1 protein-coding gene is annotated in these 694 nt (G+C 81.4%); it reads left to right on the forward strand.

Annotated features, from left to right (window positions below):
- Positions 1 to 694 (forward strand): hypothetical protein (locus CTKZ_RS21895; RefSeq protein ID WP_200829884.1); only part of this gene is annotated, 694 nt, incomplete at both ends.

Genomic DNA, 694 nt, shown 5'->3' on the forward strand with positions numbered 1-694 from the left:
CCGCGGCGCGACGCCGCCGACGGCTCCCGGGGCGCGGCTCGGGTTCGCCGAGTTCGTCGACGGCGTCGACCGTGCCCGTGCGGGTGCGCGCACCGCGCCGCCGGCCGCGGGCAGCGAGGCGCGGACCGCGGGGTGGACCGAGTACTGGCGGGGCACCGACCTCGCCCGGACCGCCGCGTGGGGGACCGGCTATGAGGGCGCGAGCTCGGCGGAGGCCGCCGGGCACGCCGACTACCGGGCGGGGACCGAGGAGGCCCGGGCGGGCCTGGCGGGCCTCACGGGGCCGCGACCGGCGGGCGGCGGCGAGGGCGTCGGCTTCGACGACTACCGCGCGGGAGTCGAGGACCGGAAGGCGGGCACCGGCGCGGACGCGGCACGCAGCGGGCACGCGCTCGGGTGGCAGGACTGCGGCGCAGGCGTCACCGCGGGGAGCGCCTCGGTGGACGCAGCGCCCGCGCAGACCGAGGGCGGCTTCGTCAGCGGGTACCTCTACGGCCAGGGCGCCGCGCGGGCGCACGCCGGGCACGCCGACGTCCCCGGCCCGACGGCGTCCGACACGATCCGCAGCACGGGTCACGCGGGCTACACGGCGGGCCGCGACGCCGCGCGGCTGGACCTCGGTGCGCCGCCCGCGCGGCTCGCGGACCGGACCGCGTTCGACGAGTACGCGGGTGCGCTCGCGGCCGCCCGGACG

It is taken from the genome of Cellulomonas algicola, assembly GCF_003851725.1.
GTDB classification, from domain to species: Bacteria; Actinomycetota; Actinomycetes; order Actinomycetales; family Cellulomonadaceae; genus Cellulomonas; species Cellulomonas algicola.